This is a genomic window from Pseudomonas helleri, assembly GCF_001043025.1.
Classification (GTDB): Bacteria; Pseudomonadota; Gammaproteobacteria; order Pseudomonadales; family Pseudomonadaceae; genus Aquipseudomonas; species Aquipseudomonas helleri.
Map to the genome: position 1 here is coordinate 195,132 of NZ_JYLD01000001.1, position 16,181 is coordinate 211,312.

Sequence of the window (16,181 nt, forward strand, 5' to 3'; positions counted from 1 at the left end):
AAGGATAAAAAAATAGATACAAAAATTAGATGGCGATGTCGCCATACCCATAGGATAGACGGCAATTTCCGGGACTCAGCTCAATATGGAGACCGATCCCAAGTATTTCAAGGCGCGCGGCAGATTGTCGCAGTCCAGGCTGTCCAGCCAATGTAGATCATCCCAACCGCGCAACCAGGTGAACTGACGTTTGGCCAATTGGCGCGTAGCAATGATGCCGCGCTCCTGCATCTCGGTCGCTGTCAGCTTGCCGTCCAGATAATCCCAGACTTGGCGGTAGCCCACTGCACGTATAGACGGCAACCCGGCGTGCAGGTCACTTCTATCTCGCAGGGCTAAGACCTCGTCGATGAATCCCTGTTCCAGCATTTGCATGAATCTTTGCGCGATTCTTTCATGCAGCACCTGCCGGTTCGCCGGAGCGATGGCCAGTTGGGCGACAGTATAGGGCAATTGGCCGCCGCCAGAAGCTGCTGCTTTAGTAGATTCTTCAGATTGTTTGTGCCGGTGGGCCGTCATGCTCAGGCCGCTCACCCGATACACCTCTAACGCCCGGGTCAGACGCTGCGGGTCATTGGGGTGAATGCGCGCCGCCGACTCCGGGTCGACCGCTGCCAACTGATCATGCAGCGCCTGCCAGCCAAGGCGTTGGGCTTCTTCTTCAAGTTGCGCCCGCACCTGCGGGTCGGCGGCCGGCATGTCGGCCAGGCCTTCAAGCAACGCTTTGTAATACAACATTGTGCCACCCACCAACAGCGGGATATTGCCCCGTGCGGTGATCTCGGCCATGGACTGCAGCGCATCGCGGCGAAAATCAGCCGCCGAATAGCTCTCGGCCGGGTCAATGATGTCGATCAACCGGTGCGGGTGCGCCGCCAGAATTTCTTTGGACGGCTTGGCCGTGCCGATGTCCATGCCGCGATACACCAGCGCCGAATCCACGCTGACCAGCTCGCACGGCAATACTTTGCTCAGCTCGATCGCCAGATCCGTTTTGCCTGCGGCGGTGGGGCCCATCAAAAATATGGCCGGGGGTAAAGCCTTGGAACCTGTCATCAGCGACCGCGCAAAAAGAGTTTGTCCAAGTCGTCCAGGCCCATTTGGGTCCAGGTGGGACGACCATGATTGCACTGACCGCTGCGCTCGGTGTTTTCCATGTCACGCAACAAGCCGTTCATTTCCGGGATGGCCAAGCGCCGATTGGCGCGGATCGCGCCGTGGCACGCCATGGTGCCGAGCAATTCGTTGAGGTGCGCCTGGATCCGGTCACTGGTGCCGTACTCCATCAAGTCGGCCAGCACGTCATGCACCAGGCGCTGCGCCTCGGCCTGCTTGAGCAAGGCCGGGATCTGGCGAATGGCCAGAGTCTCCGGGCCCAAGCGCTGCAACTCGAAACCCAGGCGGCGGAACCACTCGCCGTGCTCTTCGGCGCAATCGGCTTCACGCTGGCTGACCGCAATCGACTCAGGCACCAGCAGCGGCTGACCGCTCAGGCCTTCGCTGGCCATGGCGATTTTGAGGCGCTCGTACATGATCCGCTCGTGGGCCGCGTGCATGTCCACCAGCACCAGGCCGTGGGCGTTTTCCGCAAGGATATAGATACCCTTGAGCTGCGCCAGGGCAAAGCCCAATGGCGGAATATCACCCTGCCCCTCGGGCATCGGCGCCGCCGTGGCCTCGGGCAATGGCGCGAAAAACTCGCGGTAGGCATTTTTGGCTTCGGCGGTCGCCATGGACGGCCCGGAAGTCGGCGGCCGGTAGTAAGACTGATAACCCGCACCCGCACCCGCACCGGAACCCGGCACGTGCGCAGCCGGTGCCGCCTGAGGCTGCTCAAGCAGGTGCGCGGCCAGGCGCATCTCGCCTTGCGGGCCGAACTCACCGGCGTCGATCCCGGTCGGGCGCTCAGCCCCCGGCACCGGCGCAGGCGCGGCCAGTTGGTCTTCGGGGCGTACGTCGCCCAGCGCGCGGTGCAGCGTGCCGTACAAAAAGTCGTGCACCATGCGCCCGTCACGGAAACGCACTTCGTGTTTGGTCGGGTGCACGTTGACGTCGACCACCGACGGATCGACTTCAAAAAACAGCACAAAGGTCGGGTGCCGACCATTGAACAGCACATCGCGGTACGCCTGACGCACCGCGTGCGCCACCAGCTTGTCGCGCACCGCACGGCCATTCACATAGAAGTACTGCAAGTCGGCCTGGCTGCGGGAAAACGTCGGCAAGCCTACCCAGCCCCATAAATGCAGGCCGTTGCGCTCTACCTCGATGGGCAGCGCCTGCTCCAGGAACGCCGGGCCACACACCGCCGCCACCCGCCGGGCGCGGGCCGTGGCATCGCGGGCTTCGTGCAGATTGAGGATGCTTTTGCCGTTGTGGCGCAAGTTGAACGCCACATCAAAACGCGCCAAAGCCAGACGCTTGATCACTTCTTGCAGGTGATCGAATTCGGTTTTTTCGGTCTTGAGGAATTTGCGCCGCGCCGGGGTGTTGAAAAACAGGTCGCGCACTTCAACCGAAGTGCCCACCGGGTGCGCCGCTGGCTGAACCCGCGGGGCCATGTCGCGGCCTTCGGTTTCGACCTGCCACGCCTGCTCGGCGCCACGGGTGCGCGAGGTCAGGGTCAGACGGGCCACCGAACTGATCGAAGCCAGCGCCTCGCCCCGAAAGCCCAGGCTCATCACCCGCTCAAGGTCTTCGAGGTCGCGGATCTTGCTGGTGGCGTGTCGCGCCAGCGCCAGCGGCAAGTCGTCACTGGAAATACCGCTGCCGTCATCACGCACCCGCAGCAGCTTGATCCCGGCCTGCTCGACGTCCACATCAATGCGCTTGGCACCCGAGTCGAGGCTGTTTTCCAGCAACTCTTTAATCACCGAGGCCGGGCGTTCAACCACTTCACCCGCCGCAATCTGGTTAGCCAGCCGCGGGCTAAGCAGTTCAATGCGGGCACTGTTCATCACCTCATCACTCATTGCTTGGTCACCAGCTCGGTGGCCGGAATGCTCAAGTTTTGACCGATTTTCAGTTCATCGCTTTTCAAGCCGTTGGTGGAGCGCAGCGTCGCCACGCCCACTTGGTAACGCACCGCAATCATCGCCAGGGTTTCGCCTGGGCGAACCGTGTGTTCACGGGCCCCTTGGGCGATTTTGCCGGTGTCACGCAGCCATGCGATGTACGTGCCCGGCGGCGGGTTTTGCTGGAAGAACTGGCGCACGCCACTGCTGATCGAACGCGCCAGCGCTTGCTGATGGCTGGTCGAGGACAGTTTCGAGGCTTCGTTGGCGTTCGAGATAAAGCCGGTTTCCACGAGGATCGACGGGATATCCGGCGACTTGAGCACCATAAACCCGGCTTGCTCCACGCGCTGCTTGTGCAACGGCGTGACCCGGCCGATGTTGCTCAGAACCTTCTGGCCGACGTTAAGGCTGGAGGTCAGCGAGGCGGTCATCGACAGGTCGAGCAGCACGCCTGCGAGCATTTTGTCTTTGTCATCGAGGCTCACGTTGCCCGCGCCGCCGATCAAGTCAGAACGGTTTTCGCTGTCAGCCAGCCAGCGCGCCGTCTCGGACGTGGCGCCGCGTTCAGACAAGGCAAACACCGACGCACCAAACGCCGCCTTGGACGGCGCAGCGTCAGCGTGAATCGACACAAACAGGTCGGCACCCTTTTTACGGGCGATTTCGGTACGGCCACGCAACGGGATGAAATAGTCGCCGGTACGGGTCAGCTCAGCCCGGAAGCCGCGCATGCCGTTGATCTGGCGCTGCAACTCTTTGGCAATCGCCAGCACCACGTTCTTCTCGTGTTGGCCTGCAGAACCCGAAGCACCCGGGTCTTCGCCGCCGTGGCCGGGGTCGATCACCACGACAATTTCGCGTTTGCCGCTCGGCACCGGCGGCAGCTTGATATCAGGCTGGGCAGGCGTGACCGGAACAGGGACAGGTACCGGCACCACAGGCACCTTGGCCACTGTCGTGGCGGGCAGGCTTGGCGTCAGGTCTGCGCCCTGATCGAACAAATCGACCACCAGGCGGTTGCCGTACTGGGCGTTAGGGGCCAGCACAAAGCTTTTGGGGGTCACCGGTTTTTTCAGGTCGATGACCACCCGCAGGTCGGTCGGCGTGCGCTGCGCCGAGCGCATGCTGGTGATCGGCGTATTGGCCGTGGCCACATTCAGCGGCCCGGCCAGGGTGGCGCCGTTGATATCAATCACCAGACGGTCTGGCGCCGTCAGCGTAAACACGCTGTGCTGCACCGGGCCGGTCAGGTCAAACACCAGCCGCGTATTGTCCGGGGCACGCCACAAACGCACGCTTTTCACTTGTGTCGCTGCTATGGCATTAACCGCCATGACACTCAGCAACAGACCCACGACACTCACTAACGCGCGAAAGCGCATACCAAACCCCATCATTATTTGTATTCCAGCGCCACTGCAGCGCACCAAGCCTCGCCACGCGAACCTTGGGGCGACAACGTCAGCGCGCGCCCGGTGTTATGCGGCCTAATGGTAATGGTCAGGTCGGCCTTTGGCAAAAAGCCCGCACCTTTCTGGGGCCACTCAATCAAGCATAGGGCGTCTTCGTCGAAATAGTCGCGAATCCCCATAAATTCCAGCTCTTCCGGGTCAACCAGGCGATACAGGTCGAAGTGGTAAGCGCGGATGTCGCCAATTTCGTAAGGTTCAACCAGGGTAAACGTCGGGCTTTTAACCGCGCCGGTGTGGCCCAGGCCGCGAATAATGCCGCGTGACAGGGTGGTTTTACCCGCCCCCAAGTCCCCTTCCAGAAAAATCAGCCCATGCCCCTGGGTGATGTTAGCCAACTGCCCGCCAAAGGCGACCATGGCCTCTTCATCCGCCAGATGCAGTGTTAATTCAGACACGGTGTTTGCTCCTCCAACAACTGACGAATGGCTGGTATCAAATCACTGGCCGCCAGCCCACGGCCCAATTGTCCTTGTTGTTCGCCGGCACGGGCATGCAGCCACACCGCCAGGCACGCGGCATCAAAGGCGCTCATGCCCTGCGCCAGCAGCGCACCGACCACACCGGCCAGCACGTCGCCCAAACCCGCCGTGGCCATGGCCGGATGGCCGTGCGTGCACAGCGCCAATTGGCCTTCCAGCCCGGCAATCAGCGTGCCCGCCCCCTTAAGAACGCACACAGCTGAGTATTTTTTAACCAGCGCACGGGCCGCCGCAGGGCGGTCCGCCTGCACCTGCTCGGTGCTCAACCCCAGCAAACGCGCGGCTTCGCCGGGGTGCGGGGTGAGCACGCAGCCTGCTGGCAGCGCACAGTCAGCGTTGGACAACAGATTGAGCGCATCGGCATCCCAGACTTGTGGCTTTTTTGCCTGAGCCGCCGCAGACAGCAAGCTGCGCCCCCACGCGGCCTGCCCCAAGCCCGGCCCCACCACAACCACGCTGGCTTGCGCCAACACGCCCATTAACTGGTTGGCCGACGACACGCCGAGGGTCATCACCTCGGGCAAGCGGGTCAAGGCCGCGGGCACATGCTCCGGGCGGGTGGCCAGTGACACCAGCCCGGCACCACAGCGCAAGGCGCTCTGGGCGCTGAGGGTAATGGAGCCGCCAAAACCCCGGTCACCGCCAATCAGCAGCACATGGCCGAACTGGCCTTTGTGGGCGTCGGGCGCACGTGCAGGCAGCCGTGGCAGGGTGTCTGCCAGCAGCGGTTGGGGGTCAGCAAAGAGGTGTTTGGTCTGCGGCATGCGTGTCGGGCTCCGATGTCTGGCAGAATTATACGCATCTCAGCTCTGGTTTCTCTTGCCTCATGCCTGCTATTACTGCCGACCTCCCCGCTCTCGCCCAGTCCATCAAGGAATGGGGCCGTGAGTTGGGCTTTCAACAAGTCGCCATTGCCGGCCTTGATCTGGGGGAACACGAGCAACACCTTGAACGCTGGCTGGCCGCGGGCTACCACGGCGACATGGAATACATGGGCGCCCACGGCAGCAAACGTTCGCACCCCGAAGAGCTGGTGCCTGGCACCTTGCGCGTGGTGTCGTTGCGCATGGACTACCTGCCCGGCGACACGCACATGGCGCAATTGCTGGCCCAACCCGAAAAAGCCTACGTGTCGCGCTACGCCCTGGGCCGCGACTACCACAAGCTGATCCGCAAACGCGTGCAACAGTTGGCCGATCGCATTCAGGCCGAAATAGGCCCGTTCGGCTTTCGCGCCTTCGTTGACAGCGCCCCGGTGCTGGAAAAAGCCATCGCGCAAAAAGCCGGGCTGGGCTGGATCGGCAAAAACACCCTGGTGCTCAACCGCAAAGCGGGCAGTTATTTCTTTTTAAGTGAACTGTTTGTCGACATACCGCTGCCCGAGGACGAACCCCACACCACCGAACACTGCGGGCGCTGCAGCGCATGCCTGGACATTTGCCCGACCAAGGCGTTTGTCGGGCCGTATGTACTGGATGCGCGGCGGTGCATTTCGTACCTGACCATCGAGCTTAAAACCGCGATCCCGGAAGAACTGCGCTCAATGATGGGCAACCGGGTGTTTGGCTGCGACGACTGCCAGATCGTCTGCCCCTGGAACCGCTTCGCCCGCAGCACCCTTGAGGGCGACTTCAAGCCCCGGCACAACCTGGACAACGCCGAACTGGCCGAATTGTTCATGTGGGACGAAGACAAGTTTTTGAGCAGCACCGAAGGCTCGCCCCTGCGCCGGGCCGGTTACGAGCGCTGGCTGCGCAACTTGGCGGTGGGGCTGGGCAACGCGCCATCGACCATTCCGGTGCTGGAAGCGCTGAAAGCGCGGCGTGAGTACCCGTCGGAGCTGGTGCAAGAGCATGTGGAATGGGCGCTAAAGCAACATGCTGAGCGAGTATGAAGCAGAACTCTGTGGGAGCGGGCTTGCTCGCGATGGCATCGACGCATAACACCTGACTTACCGCGTCGCCTGCATCGCGAGCAAGCCCGCTCCCACAAGGGAATGCCTGCAATTCCCACATAATCCCCAACACCCACCTGTCAGGCATTGAGGCCGAGTAACTCTGGCAGGTCATTCACAACATGGAGACGGCCCGCGCGCTGGCGGATTCGCTGCTGGCCGATTAATGCTCGTCGTTGTACACGAACTTGGGCATTTCCCAGTTAAAGCGAATCGCCAACAAGCGCAGCAAGAGCCCGCCGAATAAGGTGACGAAGATCGCCTGTTCGTTGGGCATGTTCAGGTAGGTGCACAGCAAAAAGCACCACGCGGCCGCGAAGGACACGCTGGCGTAGAGTTCGCGACGGAAGATCAACGGGATGTCGTTGCAGAAGATGTCACGCAGGATGCCGCCAAACACGCCGGTAATCACCCCGCTCACCGACGCCACCAGCATGCCCTGGCCCATTTCCAGGGCGGTCATGCAGCCGATCAGGGTAAACGCCACCAGCCCCAGCGCATCGAGCACCAAAAACAGTGAACGCAAATGGCGCATCAGCGGTGCGATAAAGATCGTCACCAACGCGGCAAAGGTGGTGAGCACCAGGTATTCCGGGTGTTTAACCCACGTCAGCGGGTAATGCCCCAGCAGCACATCACGGACCGAGCCGCCGCCCAGCGCGGTGACGCAGGCAATCAGCACCACACCAAACCAGTCCATGCCCCGACGCCCGGCAGACAGCGCGCCGGTCATGGCTTCAGCAGTAATGGCGACTAAATAGAGCATCAGCAACATGGCGGCGATCCTTGCAATGAGGCGCGCAGTCTACTCAGTTGCTGAGAGCACCAAAAGGGGGCAAAAAACACACCCCCTGTAGGAGCGAGCTTGCCTCGCGATCTTTTGATCTTTAAAGCAAACAGGCGTCTTTAGAACTTGATGAAGTGCTTGCGGTAATGCTGCAGCTCGGCAATCGACTCGCGGATATCGTCCAGCGCCAGGTGCGTGCCTTTTTTTACCAGGGTATCGCGCACTTCCGGCGCCCAACGGGCGACCAGTTCCTTGAGGGTCGAGACGTCCAGGTTGCGGTAGTGGAAGTAGCTTTCGAGGGCCTTCATGTGGGTGTACAGAAAACGCCGGTCCTGGCAGATGCTGTTGCCGCAGATCGGCGATTTGCCTTTAGGTACCCACTGTTCAAGGAAGGCCAGGGTCTGCGCTTCGGCTTGTGCCATGCTCACGGTGCTGTCCTTGACCCGCTGGGTCAGGCCGCTGGCGCCGTGGGTGCGGGTGTTCCATTCGTCCATGCGGGCGAGCACTTCGTCGCTGTGGTGGATGGCAATCACCGGGCCTTCAGCCAAGGTGTTGAGGTTGCTGTCGGTGACGATGGTGGCCATTTCGATAATGACGTCGTTGTCCGGATCAAGGCCGGTCATTTCCAGGTCGATCCAGATCAGGTTCTGCGCGTTGTTCATAAAGGCCTCCAGTGCTTAGTCGCGCAGTTTAGCTTAGGCGCCCGGCCCACGTGCTAAACTCGCCAGCGTTTTACCCTTCTTATCGTTATCTACACGGAACACCCATGGCCAAACGCCAGCTCAATCGTCGCCAAAACTGGCGCATCGAAAAGATCCAGGGCGAGCGCGCTGCCCGCGCCGCCAAACGCGAATCCAGCGCCCTTGAAGCGCTTGAGGGCGGCGACTTAGGCCCCGAGCAACTCGGCCTGGTGATCGCGCACTTCGGTGTGCAGGTCGAAGTCGAGGCTCAAGAAGGCGAGCTGAAAGGCCAGACGTTCCGTTGCCACTTGCGCGCCAACCTGCCCGCACTGGTAACCGGTGACACCGTGGTGTGGCGCGCAGGTAATCAGGGCATCGGCGTGATCGTCGCCCAGTTGCCGCGCAAAACCGAACTGTGCCGCCCCGACAACCGTGGCCAGCTCAAGCCGGTCGCGGCCAACGTCGACATGATCGTGATCGTCTTCGCGCCAATGCCCGAGCCTCACGCCAACCTGATCGACCGTTACCTGGTGGCTGCCGAGCACGCCGGGATCCGCCCGTTCCTGCTGCTGAACAAGGCAGACTTGATCGACGATCAAAACGCACCCGCTCTGAATGCACTGCTGGGGGTTTATCGCCAGTTGGGCTACCCGGTGCTGGAAGTATCAGCGCACCACGGTGACGGCATGCAGCAGTTGCAAGAGCAACTCAACGGCCGTATCAGCGTGTTTGTGGGGCAGTCGGGCGTGGGTAAATCCTCGCTGGTCAACAGCTTGCTGCCGGAGGTCAACCTGCGGGTCGGGCCGCTGTCGGAGCTGTCCGGTCAGGGCACGCACACCACCACCACCGCGCGGTTGTTCCACTTCCCGGGCGGCGGTCAGTTGATCGACTCACCGGGTATTCGTGAATTTGGCCTGGGCCACGTCAGCCGTGCTGACGTTGAGGCGGGCTTTATCGAGTTCAACGACTTGATCGGCCGCTGCCGCTTCCGCGACTGCAAGCACGACCGCGAGCCGGGCTGCGCGTTGTTGATGGCCCTGGAAGACGGCCGTGTGCAGCAACAGCGCATGAACAGCTATCGCTCGATCATTGCGAGCTTGCCGGAAAGCAGTTACTAAGCCTGCGCTTGCCTCGCGATCGTTTAAAAGATCGCGAGGCAAGCTCGCTCCTACACAGGTTTAGGGGTTGGCCGGGGGCTTGTCATCAAACAAGTTCAGCTTCTGGCGCTCTTCATGCATCGGCTTTGGCTGCTGGTCGGGCGGCAAGGTGATCGGGTCGTCCAGGGCTTTGGGCAACTGCTCAGCCTTGACCGGGTCCGGCCCTTGTTCACCCTCAATCGCTTGCTGGGCCTTTTTGGTCAGCACCACGATGTCGATCCGGCGGTTGACCGGGTTGTTCGGGTGGGCTTTGTCGAACAGCACTGACGAGGCATACCCCACCACCCGCGCCACCTGGCTGTCTGGGTAGCTGCCCGCCACCAGCGTGCGCCGCGCCGCGTTGGCGCGGTTGGCCGACAATTCCCAGTTACCGTAATCGCCCGTGCCCGCATAGGGCATGGCGTCGGTGTGACCACTGATGCTGATCTTGTTCGGCACCGCCGCAATGGTGTCGGCCATGGCCAGCAAAATGTCTTCGAAATACGGCTTGAGGCGCGCACTGCCCACGTCAAACATCGGGCGGTTTTCAGCGTCCATCACCTGGATACGCAAGCCATCAGGGGTGATTTCGAACAACAGTTGGTCTTTGAATTTCTTCAGTTGCGGGTTTTCTTCGACCTTGTTTTGCAACTCCTGAAGCAGCAACTCAAGGCGCTCCTTCTCAACCTGCTCGGCCATGCCCTGGATCTGGTCCGCGTCGATTTTGATCTTGTCCGGCACGGGCTCCTTTTTCTCTTCCGGATTGAGGGTGTTTTCCGGCGCCAGTGCGGGCGTGCCGCCCAGGTCGATGGTGTATGGCGTGCCGCTTTCAGAGAAACCGATCGGGTCTTTAAAGTAGCCACCAATGGCGATTTTCTGCTCTGGCGTGGCGGCGGTCATGAGCCACAACACCAGAAAGAACGCCATCATCGCGGTGGCAAAGTCCGCAAAGGCGATCTTCCAGGCGCCGCCGTGGTGGCCTGCGCCATAGCGCTTGACGCGCTTGATGATAATCGGCTGATTGTTTTCCATAACTCAGCGACCGCGAACCACTTGTTCCAGCTCGGAAAAGCTCGGCCGGTGCTTGGGGTACAGCACTTTGCGGCCAAATTCGACGGCCAGCGAAGGCGGCATGCCCGAGGCCGAGGCCACCAGCGAGGCTTTGATCGACTCGTAAACGTTGATCTCTTCTTTGGCGTCATGGGCCAGTGACGTCGCCAGCGGGCCAAAGAAGCCGTAGGCCGCGAGGATACCGAAGAACGTCCCCACCAGTGCCGCCCCCACGTGCATGCCGATGGCCGCCTGATCGCCCTCACCCAGCGACGCCATTGTCACAACAATGCCAAGAACCGCTGCCACAATGCCGAAGCCCGGCATCCCGTCGGCGATGCCGGTGATGGCGTGGGACGGGTGCTCGAGTTCTTCCTTGAGGTTGAACAGTTCCATGTCGAACAGCCCTTCCAGCTCGTGGGGCGCCATGTTGCCCGACGACATGATGCGCAGGTAATCGCAGATAAACGCGGTCATGCGCTCGTCTTTCAATACGGTCGGGTACTTGGCAAAAATCGGGCTGGCCGCAGGGTCTTCAACATCAGCCTCAATGGCCATCATGCCTTCGCGGCGGCTTTTATTGAGGATCTCGTACACCAGGCCCAGCACTTCCAAATAGAAGGTGTGGGTAAAGCGTGTGCCGAACATGCTGAGTGATTTTTTGATCACGTGCATGGTCATGTAGCCGGGGTTGGCCTGCAGGAATGCACCAAAGGCAGCCCCGCCGATGATCATGACTTCGAAAGGCTGAATCAGCGCTCCGATCTTGCCGTGAGAGAGTACGTAGCCGCCGAGCACGCTCGCAAACACGACGATGATGCCGATAATTTTAGCCATAGGTCATTAAGGTACTTTTTGAGTCCGGTTCAAGGTCATATTCCAGCGTCGCTAAAACTCTTCTTATCCTTATCGGCTAATCTGCGCCAGACTATAGTCGTTCAAGCCGAAAAGCCATTTGGCCCTATAGGGCCTTTAAACAATAGATGATGACCGCGCGACCATCATGGCGAATGAAACCGTTCCATCGACAGTCATACCTGCTTCTCTGGACGCGTGGGTCAGCCACCTCGACGCGGTGCGTTTGCCGATCCCGCAGCGCAGCCATGTGTTAGTCGGCAAGACCCTCAGCGACAGTCGCCGCTCATTGCGCGAGATCGCCGAAGTCATGCAAGACAGCCCGGCGCTAGCCTTGAGCCTGATCCGCGAAGCCAATCAACACGCGCAAAGCAGCCTGACCGAACCCGCCGAAAGCCTTGAAGTGGCGCTCAATCGGCTGGGGCTAAAACGCACCCAAGAGTTGCTCGAAAGCATGCCGGTGCTGCCGGCCGAAGACATCCCCGTTGCCCTGCGCCAAGTGCTGCTCATCAGCCAGCACGCGGCCCAGCAAGGGATTGGCCTGTTCGGCAACCGCCTGGCCAGATTGTGGCAAGAAGTGTATTGGGGCAGTTTGTTGTTCTTCTCGCCGTTGTGGGCCATGGCGATGACGCACCCCAAACAGCTGGAAGAATGGGAAGCGCGGGTGATTCATAAAGGCGAATGCGCTGACAAGGTTGAACGGGCGCTGTTCGGCGTGCGCCTGTTCGAGATCTGCCGGGCATTGGCCCAGCTGTGGCGGCTGCCCGAGTGGATCATGCAGGGCTACGCGGTGATCACCGACGATAAACGCACGTTGATCCGCGTGCTGCATATTGCCCGCGACACCCATCGCCCGCTGCACCAGCAGCAACAACTGGATGCCGACCCGGCCCTGCGCCGCTGGCTGAGCCATCCCGCCAACAGCCTGTTGCTGGCTAACGGTTTGGCGCTGTCCGCGCAACAGGGCTGGGACTCGCCACACAACCTGCGCTGGCAGTACCTGACCAGCCTGTACCTGCAACTGCCGCTGCATGAAGTGCAGCAGCAAGTGCACCAGAACGCCGCGAGCAGCGCCCGCTACCACTCAACCCCGGACCTCTGGCACCCGGCGCTGGCCTTGCTTATGCCGTGGGAGGCGCGCCGCGTAAACACCCACGGGCAACCGGCCCCGCCACCGTCCGCGCAAGCCTTGCAGGCCTGGCGCAAATACTGCGGGCAACTGCTGGAAGAACCGACGGCCTTCGCCAACCCGATGCACCTGACCTTGTGCGCGCGTGAAGCCCTGCAAGCGTGCGGCATGCGCCGGATCATCCTGCTGATGGCCGATAAAACCTCGAGCCTGTTGCGCGCGTTTCAAGTGCTCGGGCTGCCCAAAACTGCGTTCGACATGACCTTGAATGTGAGCGACAGCCCTGCCCTGCAACGCTTGATGGCGCAACCGGCGCAAGTGCGCCTCACGCCCGAAAACAACGCGGTGATATCGGCAGCCATGCCCGCTAACCTGCGCAGTCTGTTCCCCGGCGAGCATCTGCTGTTACGCTCGCTCAGCAATAACGGGCGCGTGGTCATGCTGATACTGGCCGACCAGGACGGCGGGCCGTTTTCGGAAACCAGCGTGCAAGCGTTTGGTAAAACCGCGCAATGTATCGAGAAAGCGCTGCACACCTTTACTGCTCGCGGGCGCTAACGCTTGCGCTACAATTCACCCCTTTTTTTGCTCTGGAGAACACATGCCTGACTTCTCTGGCTTGCCGTTAGTCATTGAACCCCGCGACCTCAAAGCCCGGCTCGATGCGCCCCATGTGATCGTGGTCGATCTGAGCAGCGCTGCACGCTACGAAGCCGGGCATATCCCGGGCGCCCGCTTTGTCGAGCCCAAACGCACGCAACTGGGTTTGCCACCGGCACCGGGCCTGCTGCCGACCCAGGCCGCGCTCGAAGCGCTGTTTGGCGAATTGGGGCACACCCCAGACGCGGTGTACGTGGTCTATGACGACGAAGGCGGCGGCTGGGCCGGGCGTTTTATTTGGTTACTGGATGTTATCGGGCACCGGGCTTATCACTATCTGGACGGCGGCATTCACGCCTGGATTGCTGAAGGCTACGACGTTACCCAAGACGTACCACCAGCGGTCGGCAGCCCGGTTGCCTTGACCTTGCACGACGAACCCACCGCCACCCGCGAGTACCTGCAAAGCCGCCTGGGCGCTGCGGACCTGGCCATTTGGGACGCCCGCAGCGCCGCCGAATACCGTGGTGAGAAAGTGCTGGCAGCCAAGGGCGGGCACATCCCGGGCGCCGCGAATTTTGAATGGACCGCAGGCATGGACAAAGAACGCAACCTGCGCATCCGCACCGACATGCCCGAGATTCTCAAGGACCTCGGGATCACGCCGGACAAAGAAGTGATTACCCACTGCCAGACCCACCACCGCTCTGGCTTTACTTATCTGGTCGCCAAAGCGCTCGGTTATCCGCGCGTCAAAGCCTATGCCGGTTCTTGGGGCGAATGGGGCAACCACCCTGACACGCCCGTCGAGCCGCCTGTAAAACACTAAGGATTTTGCATGAAAAAGCGTTTGTTCCTTCTGAGTCAGTACCTGTTGCCGCACCATCTGTTGTCGCGCCTGGCGGGTTGTATTGCCGAATGCCGTGTGCGCTGGTTTAAAAATGCGTTCACCACCTGGTTCGCCAAGCGCTACCAAGTGGACATGTCCCAGGCGCTGATTGAAGACGTCACCGCCTACGAGCACTTCAACGCCTTCTTCACCCGTGCCCTGAAAGACGGCGCCCGCCCGCTGGACCCGACGCCCGGCGCCATCCTCTGCCCGGCAGACGGCGCAATCAGCCAGCTCGGCCCGATTGAACACGGTCGCGTGTTCCAGGCCAAAGGCCACAGCTACAGCGTGCAAGAACTGGTGGGCGGCGATGCCGCTGTGGCAGCACAGTTTATGGGCGGTGAGTTCGCCACTATTTATCTGTCGCCAAAAGACTACCACCGCGTGCACATGCCACTGGCGGGCACCCTGCGCGAGATGATCTACGTGCCGGGCCGTCTGTTCTCGGTGAACCAGACCACTGCTGAAAACGTGCCGGAGCTGTTTGCCCGCAACGAACGTGCGGTGTGCATTTTTGATACCGAACGCGGCCCGATGGCGGTGGTATTGGTGGGCGCCATGATCGTGGCTTCGATTGAAACAGTATTTGCCGGTCTGGTGACGCCGCCTAAACGCGAGCTGAAAACCTTCCGTTACGACGAAGCGGCCCGTGCGCCGATCCACCTGGAAAAAGGTGCAGAGCTGGGTCGTTTCAAACTGGGCTCGACGGCCATCGTGTTGTTTGGCCCGGAGCAAGTGAAGTGGGCTGAAACCCTGGCGGCCGGTACGCCGGTGATGATGGGCGAGAAAATCGGCGAATAACGCCTTTACCTCTGTAGGAGCGAGCTTGCCTCGCGATCTTTTAAATCCTCAAAAGATCGCGAGACGAGCTCGCTCCTACAGGGGATGCGTCGGGCGTTAACCCTGGCCGTTACGGTCACGCTGGCCCAGCAGGTACAGCACACCATCCAGACCCAGGGTCGTGATCGCGTATTTAGCCGATTTTTTAACCAGCGGCTTGGCGCGGAACGCCACACCCAACCCGGCAATGGCCAGCATCGGCAAGTCATTGGCGCCGTCACCGACCGCAATGGTCTGCTCCAGGCTCAAGCCTTCATTGCGCGCCAGCTCTGTCAGTAAATCGGCTTTGCGCTGTGCGTCCACAATCGGCTCGACTGCCACGCCAGTCACTTTGCCATCCACCACTTCCAGCTCGTTGGCGAACACATAGTCGATGCCCAGCTTGGCCTGCAATTGCTTGGCGAAGTAGGTAAAGCCACCCGACAAAATGGCGGTTTTGTAGCCCAGACGCTTGAGCTCGGCAAACAGCACCTCAGCCCCTTCGGTCAGTCGCAGCGACGCGCCGATCGAGTCCAGCACGCTCACGTCCAGCCCTTGCAGCAGCGCCAAACGCTCTTTGAAGCTGGCCTTGAAGTCCAGCTCACCGGCCATGGAACGCTCGGTGATGGCCGACACTTTGTCGCCCACGCCTGCGGCCTTGGCCAACTCGTCGATCACTTCGGCTTCGATCAGCGTGGAGTCCATGTCGAACACCGCCAGGCGGCGATTGCGACGGAACAGGGTGTCTTCCTGCAAAGCGATATCAACCTGGAGTTCTTGCGCCAGGTTAAAGAAGGCAGTGCGCAAGGCGTCGATGTCAGCCAGCTCGCCGACCACGCGCAGTTCAATGCAGCTTTTGCTCAGTTCGGTGGGGGCGTCCAGCGGGACACGGCCCGACAAACGATCGGTCTGTTCGATGTTCAGCCCGTGCTGGCTGATCACCGACGTCACACGTTGTAACTCATGGGCCGTTACTTGGCGGCTCATCAGTGTAACCACATGGCGTTTTTGGCTTTGCTCGCTGACCCAGCGCTGGTAGTGATCTTCAGTGATCGGGTCAAAACGCAGTTGCAGGCCCTCATCGGCAATCAAGGGCTGGAGGTCTTTAAGCACTGCGGAGACTTGCTCGGCTTCGGGAATATTCACCAGAAAACCCAACGACAAAACGCCATGGATGACGGCCTGACCGATGTCGAGAATATTCACCCCATTGCTGGCCAATACGCCGGTAATGGCCGCAGTGAGACCCGGACGGTCTTCACCGGTGATGTTTATCAGGACGATTTCGCGCAAGGCACACCCCCATTCGCTAAA

15 protein-coding genes are annotated in these 16,181 nt (G+C 60.9%); 5 read left to right on the forward strand and 10 right to left on the reverse strand.

The genetic code is table 11. The features are described from left to right. Positions 1-75 precede the first annotated feature (75 nt). The 5 genes from miaA to TU84_RS00850 are packed head-to-tail and all read right to left on the reverse strand — an operon-like array spanning position 76 to position 5,732. The gene (miaA, locus tag TU84_RS00830; RefSeq protein WP_048366601.1) at positions 76-1,056 is read right to left on the reverse strand and encodes a tRNA (adenosine(37)-N6)-dimethylallyltransferase MiaA; all 981 of its coding nucleotides are present in this window, start codon (positions 1,054-1,056) and stop codon (positions 76-78) included. After that, positions 1,056-2,972 carry a DNA mismatch repair endonuclease MutL gene (gene mutL / locus TU84_RS00835; protein WP_048366602.1) on the reverse strand — a complete coding sequence of 639 codons (1,917 nt, stop codon included), beginning with the start codon at positions 2,970-2,972 and terminating at the stop codon, positions 1,056-1,058. Before mutL ends, miaA begins: the two co-directional genes overlap by 1 nt. After that, positions 2,969-4,411 (reverse strand): N-acetylmuramoyl-L-alanine amidase, encoded by a 1,443-nt coding sequence (locus tag TU84_RS00840; RefSeq protein WP_206540839.1) that lies wholly within the window; start codon positions 4,409-4,411, stop codon positions 2,969-2,971. Before TU84_RS00840 ends, mutL begins: the two co-directional genes overlap by 4 nt. A gap of 2 nt (positions 4,412-4,413) precedes the next feature. Further along, positions 4,414-4,884: a tRNA (adenosine(37)-N6)-threonylcarbamoyltransferase complex ATPase subunit type 1 TsaE gene (tsaE, locus tag TU84_RS00845; protein WP_048366603.1), complete on the reverse strand. Its 471-nt coding sequence runs from the start codon at positions 4,882-4,884 to the stop codon at positions 4,414-4,416. Next, entirely contained in the window at positions 4,872-5,732 is an 861-nt protein-coding gene (locus TU84_RS00850; RefSeq protein WP_048366604.1) for an NAD(P)H-hydrate dehydratase, read from the reverse strand. Before TU84_RS00850 ends, tsaE begins: the two co-directional genes overlap by 13 nt. A 62-nt stretch (positions 5,733-5,794) precedes the next feature. On the opposite strand from TU84_RS00850, the gene queG reads away from it, so the two are divergent. Further along, positions 5,795-6,862: a tRNA epoxyqueuosine(34) reductase QueG gene (gene queG, locus TU84_RS00855; protein ID WP_048366605.1), complete on the forward strand. Its 1,068-nt coding sequence runs from the start codon at positions 5,795-5,797 to the stop codon at positions 6,860-6,862. A 223-nt stretch (positions 6,863-7,085) separates the two neighbouring features. Here the strand turns inward: queG and TU84_RS00860 are convergent, their stop codons facing one another. Both TU84_RS00860 and orn read right to left on the reverse strand, forming a co-directional pair. After that, positions 7,086-7,697: a trimeric intracellular cation channel family protein gene (locus TU84_RS00860; RefSeq protein WP_048366606.1), complete on the reverse strand. Its 612-nt coding sequence runs from the start codon at positions 7,695-7,697 to the stop codon at positions 7,086-7,088. A 131-nt stretch (positions 7,698-7,828) separates the two neighbouring features. Next, positions 7,829-8,371, reverse strand: a complete 543-nt coding sequence (gene orn, locus TU84_RS00865) for an oligoribonuclease (protein ID WP_048366607.1) — start codon at positions 8,369-8,371, stop codon at positions 7,829-7,831. A 104-nt stretch (positions 8,372-8,475) separates the two neighbouring features. Here orn and rsgA point away from each other — a divergent pair, with 104 nt between their 5' ends. After that, positions 8,476-9,507, forward strand: coding sequence for a small ribosomal subunit biogenesis GTPase RsgA (rsgA, locus tag TU84_RS00870; protein ID WP_048366608.1), 1,032 nt, complete (start codon positions 8,476-8,478; stop codon positions 9,505-9,507). A gap of 60 nt (positions 9,508-9,567) precedes the next feature. On the opposite strand, the gene motB is transcribed toward rsgA, so the two are convergent. Together motB and motA are read right to left on the reverse strand one after the other, a co-directional pair. Continuing rightward, the gene (motB, locus tag TU84_RS00875; RefSeq protein ID WP_048366609.1) at positions 9,568-10,557 is read right to left on the reverse strand and encodes a flagellar motor protein MotB; all 990 of its coding nucleotides are present in this window, start codon (positions 10,555-10,557) and stop codon (positions 9,568-9,570) included. Positions 10,558-10,560: 3 nt separating this feature from the next. Continuing rightward, positions 10,561-11,412, reverse strand: a complete 852-nt coding sequence (gene motA, locus TU84_RS00880) for a flagellar motor stator protein MotA (RefSeq protein WP_048366610.1) — start codon at positions 11,410-11,412, stop codon at positions 10,561-10,563. Positions 11,413-11,578: 166 nt separating this feature from the next. Here motA and TU84_RS00885 point away from each other — a divergent pair, with 166 nt between their 5' ends. From TU84_RS00885 to asd, 3 genes are read left to right on the forward strand one after another with little or no spacing between them, the layout of a single operon-like run. After that, complete coding sequence (locus TU84_RS00885; protein ID WP_048366611.1) at positions 11,579-13,117, forward strand: HDOD domain-containing protein; 1,539 nt, start codon at positions 11,579-11,581, stop codon at positions 13,115-13,117. Between the two features lie 43 nt (positions 13,118-13,160). Beyond that, on the forward strand, positions 13,161-13,988 hold the full coding sequence (locus TU84_RS00890) for a rhodanese-like domain-containing protein (RefSeq protein WP_048366612.1): 828 nt from the start codon (positions 13,161-13,163) through the stop codon (positions 13,986-13,988). A gap of 9 nt (positions 13,989-13,997) precedes the next feature. Further along, positions 13,998-14,849 carry an archaetidylserine decarboxylase gene (gene asd, locus TU84_RS00895; protein ID WP_048366613.1) on the forward strand — a complete coding sequence of 284 codons (852 nt, stop codon included), beginning with the start codon at positions 13,998-14,000 and terminating at the stop codon, positions 14,847-14,849. A gap of 96 nt (positions 14,850-14,945) precedes the next feature. On the opposite strand, the gene serB is transcribed toward asd, so the two are convergent. Beyond that, positions 14,946-16,160: a phosphoserine phosphatase SerB gene (gene serB, locus TU84_RS00900; RefSeq protein ID WP_048366614.1), complete on the reverse strand. Its 1,215-nt coding sequence runs from the start codon at positions 16,158-16,160 to the stop codon at positions 14,946-14,948. Positions 16,161-16,181: the final 21 nt, after the last annotated feature.

Bases quoted from the DNA above. Each gene is read 5' to 3' on its own strand.
- miaA (WP_048366601.1), bottom strand. From the start codon at position 1,056: ATGACAGGTTCCAAGGCTTTACCCCCGGCCATATTTTTGATGGGCCCC.
- queG (WP_048366605.1), top strand. From the start codon at position 5,795: ATGCCTGCTATTACTGCCGACCTCCCCGCTCTCGCCCAGTCCATCAAG.
- TU84_RS00860 (WP_048366606.1), bottom strand. From the start codon at position 7,697: ATGTTGCTGATGCTCTATTTAGTCGCCATTACTGCTGAAGCCATGACC.
- orn (WP_048366607.1), bottom strand. From the start codon at position 8,371: ATGAACAACGCGCAGAACCTGATCTGGATCGACCTGGAAATGACCGGC.
- mutL (WP_048366602.1), bottom strand. From the start codon at position 2,972: ATGAGTGATGAGGTGATGAACAGTGCCCGCATTGAACTGCTTAGCCCG.
- TU84_RS00850 (WP_048366604.1), bottom strand. From the start codon at position 5,732: ATGCCGCAGACCAAACACCTCTTTGCTGACCCCCAACCGCTGCTGGCA.
- motB (WP_048366609.1), bottom strand. From the start codon at position 10,557: ATGGAAAACAATCAGCCGATTATCATCAAGCGCGTCAAGCGCTATGGC.
- TU84_RS00885 (WP_048366611.1), top strand. From the start codon at position 11,579: ATGGCGAATGAAACCGTTCCATCGACAGTCATACCTGCTTCTCTGGAC.
- asd (WP_048366613.1), top strand. From the start codon at position 13,998: ATGAAAAAGCGTTTGTTCCTTCTGAGTCAGTACCTGTTGCCGCACCAT.
- rsgA (WP_048366608.1), top strand. From the start codon at position 8,476: ATGGCCAAACGCCAGCTCAATCGTCGCCAAAACTGGCGCATCGAAAAG.
- TU84_RS00840 (WP_206540839.1), bottom strand. From the start codon at position 4,411: ATGGGGTTTGGTATGCGCTTTCGCGCGTTAGTGAGTGTCGTGGGTCTG.
- motA (WP_048366610.1), bottom strand. From the start codon at position 11,412: ATGGCTAAAATTATCGGCATCATCGTCGTGTTTGCGAGCGTGCTCGGC.
- TU84_RS00890 (WP_048366612.1), top strand. From the start codon at position 13,161: ATGCCTGACTTCTCTGGCTTGCCGTTAGTCATTGAACCCCGCGACCTC.